At 71.1% G+C, this 4,743-nt stretch carries 6 protein-coding genes; 1 reads left to right on the forward strand and 5 read right to left on the reverse strand.

Features of this window, described 5'->3' with window-relative positions; genetic code table 11:
• A partial coding sequence (locus tag VGJ14_17175; protein ID HEY2834164.1) for a hypothetical protein occupies positions 1-180 on the forward strand: 180 nt, incomplete at its 5' end.
• A 92-nt stretch (positions 181-272) separates the two neighbouring features.
• Here the strand turns inward: VGJ14_17175 and VGJ14_17180 are convergent.
• The 5 genes from VGJ14_17180 to VGJ14_17200 all read right to left on the reverse strand — a co-directional run.
• Positions 273-395, reverse strand: a complete 123-nt coding sequence (locus tag VGJ14_17180; GenBank protein ID HEY2834165.1) for a hypothetical protein — start codon at positions 393-395, stop codon at positions 273-275.
• Positions 392-841, reverse strand: coding sequence for a DUF6262 family protein (locus VGJ14_17185; protein ID HEY2834166.1), 450 nt, complete (start codon positions 839-841; stop codon positions 392-394). The genes VGJ14_17180 and VGJ14_17185 overlap by 4 nt, the downstream gene beginning before the upstream one ends.
• A complete protein-coding gene (locus VGJ14_17190; GenBank protein ID HEY2834167.1) occupies positions 831-3,074 on the reverse strand; it encodes a tyrosine-type recombinase/integrase in 2,244 nt (747 codons plus the stop codon). Before VGJ14_17190 ends, VGJ14_17185 begins: the two co-directional genes overlap by 11 nt.
• Positions 3,071-4,189, reverse strand: a complete 1,119-nt coding sequence (locus VGJ14_17195) for a tyrosine-type recombinase/integrase (GenBank protein ID HEY2834168.1) — start codon at positions 4,187-4,189, stop codon at positions 3,071-3,073. The genes VGJ14_17190 and VGJ14_17195 overlap by 4 nt, the downstream gene beginning before the upstream one ends.
• 249 nt (positions 4,190-4,438) lie before the next feature.
• Positions 4,439-4,743: hypothetical protein (locus tag VGJ14_17200; GenBank protein ID HEY2834169.1), on the reverse strand; the 305-nt coding region annotated here is incomplete at its 5' end.

Consider the following 4,743-nt stretch of genomic DNA (forward strand, 5'->3'; position numbering starts at 1 on the left):
ACCGCCACCGCCCTCATTGTGATCATCTGGCATACGCTCGCCGAGAGCCTCGCCTACCGCGACCTGGGCGCCGACTACTTCACCCGCCGCGTCGACAGCCCGCAAGCACGCCAACGTCGGCTCGTTCGCGAACTCGAAGCCCTCGGACACAGGGTCACCCTCGAACCGGCCGCCGCGTAACCGGTCACCCATATTGATCACCGACCAACCCGGCCTGGGTATCGGGTCACCGACCCCTACGCCCGGAACGTGCCTGGTCACGTAGTTACGTCTCAGACTCCGCCCTCGCGCACCTGCCCGACGTTATCTTTAGCCTTCGACTTGATCATGGCTTTGACCTGCCGGTCTTGGTCGTGGACGGTGTCGACGACGGTGGCCGTCAGGGTCTTGGTCAACAGGGGCCGATGAGTTTCGCGGGTTTGCGGTTCGGCGTGTCGCGTCCGGGTGGTCCGCCGCGAATGTCGGCGGCGCGGCGCTCGCCGAGGGCGCGGGCGAGCGCGTCGCGCAGTTGCTGGTTGTCGTGCTCGAGGTGGCGGATGCGCTCGGTGGCGGCTTCGAGTCGGCGCAGCAGGGACGCGTCGCTGGCGCGCTGTCGCTCGGGTGGGACCACCGGCGGAGTTGGGTGTTGACGGCGCCGGCGCAGGCGCTCGACCTCGGCGCGCAGGTCGTGCTGGGTGTAGAGCCAGGAGCGGGAGACCCCGGCTTCGCGGGCGAGTCCGTCGAGGGTGACGGGAGCGCTGGTGGCGTCCATGCGGCGCAACGCGGCCACCGCGCGGCGGCGGGTCTGCTCGGCGCGGTGTTGGGCGGCGGCGCGCAGGTGGCGGGTGTTGTCAGCCGGCATCGCGGGCGCCGTTCTGGTCGTGTTCGATCTCGCCGATCATGCGGTCGAGGTTGGTTAGGACGTGCGCGTTCATCTCGACCATGCGGGTCCGGCCGGCGGCCTGGGCGTCCTGGATCAGGGTCAGGGTGCGCCCGCGGTGCTCGCGCAGTTCGGGCAGGAACTCCGGTCCGGTGAGGAACACCGGGCAGCTCAGACAGGCGTTGGCGTGCGGGCAGCTCTTCTGCACCGGCAGCCCGCAGTAGCCGTGCGGCAGGGTCTGGGTGGCCAGCCCGTAGCGGGTCTTGGCCCACTGCGCCTGGGCCAGCGGCCCGTCGGGGTCGATGCTGACCCGCTCGCCCTTGACGTTGACCTTGGTGGCTTGTTCCCAGCGCCGCCGGACGGTCTGGTCGGTGATCCGCGCGTAGTGCGCGGTCATCTCGCTGGACTCGTGATCGAGCAGCACCCGCACGACCTCTTGCGGGACGTCGCGGTTGATCAACCGGCTGGCGAAGGTGTGCCGCCACTGGTGCGGGGTGAGCCGGGCGGGCTGGCCGTGCTCGTCGCGGATGTCGCAGTCGATCAGCCATCGGTTGAGCAGGCCGCGGTAGCTGTAGTAGGTCATCGGGCGGGTGCCAGTGGCGCTGGCGCGGTGGCGGGGGAACAAGCAGGGGTGGGCGTGGGGCCAGCGGGCGGCGACGCGGTCCTGCTGGGCGCGGATCTCGGTCTCGAGCTCGTCGTCGATGGGGACTGCGGCCTCGCGGCGCATCTTGTGATTGAGGTAGCGCAGGTAGGGGGCGCCCTGGCCGTCGTGGAGCAGGCAGTCGAAGGCCAGCGTGCAGGCGTCGGAGGCGCGTAGCCCGCACCGAATCAGGATCAGGGTGATCAGCCGGGCGTCGGGATGGGCCCAGCGGTCCAGGTTCGTCGGTGCCTCGATCTGGGCCATCAGGTGTTCGGAGAGCCGACGCGAGCGCTGCGGGGGACGGCGCGGGGTGTCGCCGGCGAAGAACACCGCGGTGGTGGGCAGGGTGTCGTCCCAGCCATGTTGGCGGATCGCGGAGAAGAACAGGTGCAGGCCGGTGACCGCGTCCTCCTTCGCGCCGAGCCCGACCGGCTGGGTGGCCAGCCAGGCCAGATAGCGTTCCAGCAGTGGCCGGTCGATCCCGGCCAGTGCGGTGACGGTGGGCGCGGCCTGGTCGAGGAACGCGCTGAAGCGGGTGAGCGCTCCGATGTCGTTGAGCACGGTGCTCACGGTGAGTCCGCCCGACAGGCGCAGCCGGGCCCAGCGTTTGGCCAGCTCGCGTAGCCAGGGCTGGGTGATGCGGTCGAACCGCAGGTGGTTGCGCCCCTCGGGGGCCTTGCCGGTGTTGCGGGTCAGCCCGGGCAAGGTGTGCAGCCGCCAGACGTCGCGCGGGTACTCGACCTCCCAACCGGTGCCCTCGCGCAGCGTGCTCACTACGTCGTGGGCGTGCAGGACGAACCCCTGGTACCAGCCGCCGGACTTCGCCTCGGTCAGCGCCCGCCACTGCTCCCGGGAGTGGTCGAGCATCGAGCCCACGCCGGCGGCCTTGACCTGTCCGATCGCCCAGTTCACCACCGGTGGCGGCGCGGTGATCGTCTGCTGGTCGTGGCGGCACTGGAGGGCGTACTGCAGCTCCAGTTGGGGTTGCGGGGCCAGCCCACGGAAGTCGATGCGGGCCCGCCCGCGCAGCAGGCAGTGCGCGACGTAGTCCTCTACCGCCGGGCGGCCCAGTTGGCGCCACCGCGTCTCGTGCGACTTGCAGAACAGGTGCTTGCCGTTCTCACACCACAGCGTGCAGAACGGCAGCCCGCACTCGGCGGGCTCGATACCGCGCACGGCCGGGTTGTCGGCGGCCCAGACCGCCGGGTCGGGGTGGCCGCTGCGGGTCCAGGCGCTTCGATGGCGGATGCACAACCCGAACCCGCTGCTGCCGAAGCGGCAGCCGGGCACCGTGCAGTGGGTCAGCTCGATCCGCCCGTGCAGCGGCGGCCCCGGGTCGGCGAGGAAACTCGCCAGGTCTGGGCGGCCGCGCTTGCGCCAGCGGTTGGAGTGCCCGCCGCACAGCCGGTACTCCCAGCCCGACCGGTCACAGCCGGGCACCGCGCAGCCGGGACGTCCGAGCACCGGGTCGCCCGGGGTCGGGACGTAGACCTCGACGCGGAACTCCGCGCGGACCGCCGCGAGCAGCTTGCCCAACAGCCCGCCGGCGGCGCTCGCCGGGCTGGGGGCGGTCATAGCCGCACCTCCCGGCCAGTGAACCAGCCCGCGGCCTGCAGCGTGCGGCGGGCGTCTTCGACGGTGAGATGGCCGTAGGCGTCGATCGTGGTGGTGATCGAGGCGTGTCCGAGTAACTCCTTCACGCTCTCCATCCCGGCGCCTCGACGCAGCAGCCAGGTGGCATAGGTGTGCCGGAAATGGTGTGGTCCGAACTCCACGTCGGTGCGCCGGCGCAGCCGCCCGACCAGGTCATACACCGCCGGGTAGGTCAGCGGATGCCCGCGCGGGCGGCCCCACAGGTTGACGAACACGTAGTCGGAGTCCAACGCGCCGTACTCGCGATTCAGGTAATCGGCATACAGCCGGATCAGCTCTGCGCTGGCCGGGATGGTCCGGCACCGGCCCGCCTTCGCCCGGGCCCGGTTGTCGTTGACCCGCGGAACAACCCGCACCTGCCGCTCGGCGATCTCGACATCCTCGTGGCGCAGCCCGAGCGCCTCGCCGATGCGCAGCCCGGTGTCGAGCAGCACCGCGAACAGCAGCCGGTCCCGCAACCGGGTGCACGCATCCAAGATCGCCTGCGTCTGCGCGGCGGTCAGCACCGGCGCCCGCAGGGCCGGCGCGACCAGCGCGACCGTGCGCCGCCGCTGCGGGTTGGTCTTGGTGACGTGATGCAGGAACGGCTTGAACGAGGTTCGCGCGCCACCCCGACGACCGACCGGCCCCATCGCGGTGAGCACACCGGCCAGCGGCACCCCGTGCCGGGAGTGGAACTCGCAGAACGAAGCCAGCGCCGCAAGCTTACGGTTCACGCTCGCCGGCGCGCAGTGATGCTCCACCGTGGGCAGCACCGCCACCCGCCCGTCGCGAGCCGCCGGCGGCAGCCGCAGCCAGGCCACGAACCCGGCGACGTCCTCCACCGTGACCGACTGCCAGTCCACCCCGCGCCCAGCCAGGAAGGCGAACCAGTCCTTCAGATCATGCGCGTACGCCTTGATCGTGTTCGGTGACCGCTCGATCGCCGCCAAGAACGCCAAGAACCGCTCGACCGGCTCCACCGGACCCTGGTCCTCGCCGAGCACGGTCCACGACTCGGCCTCCGAGCCCGGCATGAGCACCCGCTGCACCCGCATCGAACCTCCCGCCCGCGTGTTGGACGGCAGAAGGTAATCGCATCCACGACGTGATCGTTTGCAGCCCCGTGTCCGTCATGGACGTCACGGACCAGCCCCAATCGGCTCCAGATAACCGACGGCAGGTGCGCCAATCCGGCGGACTTGAGCTCGGCGATGGCCTGCTCGACCACGGCGTGGCGGCGGTGATCGGCCTCGATCCGCGGCAGGTCGCCGTCGCGGTCGGTGACCATGGCGTGGTAGTCGAAGTCAGTGAACAACGCCAGCTGCGAACCTGGGGTCGGGCGCACCCGGCGCACGACCAACCCGCACCTCGATCGCGTCCCGGGTCTGCGCGAAGCAGGTGTAGCGGGTCTCGGCGATGTCCGCGCCGGACACCTCCGGGGTGGACAGCCAGTACGGGATCGGCGTCCACGCCCGGACCTTCTTGTCCCGCCGGGCAGTGGCCGAGAACCGCACCCCGAACTTGCGGGCGGTAGACAGCACCGCGCGGGAGTAGGACGCGCTGTCGGCGCGGACGGTGAGCTGCCCGCTCGCCCCGGCGTGCCGGAGCC

Source organism: Sporichthyaceae bacterium (assembly GCA_036493475.1).
In the GTDB taxonomy this organism is placed as follows: Bacteria; Actinomycetota; Actinomycetes; order Sporichthyales; family Sporichthyaceae; genus DASQPJ01.

Bases quoted from the DNA above. Each gene is read 5' to 3' on its own strand.
- VGJ14_17190 (HEY2834167.1), bottom strand. From the start codon at position 3,074: ATGACCGCCCCCAGCCCGGCGAGCGCCGCCGGCGGGCTGTTGGGCAAG.
- VGJ14_17195 (HEY2834168.1), bottom strand. From the start codon at position 4,189: ATGCGGGTGCAGCGGGTGCTCATGCCGGGCTCGGAGGCCGAGTCGTGG.
- VGJ14_17185 (HEY2834166.1), bottom strand. From the start codon at position 841: ATGCCGGCTGACAACACCCGCCACCTGCGCGCCGCCGCCCAACACCGC.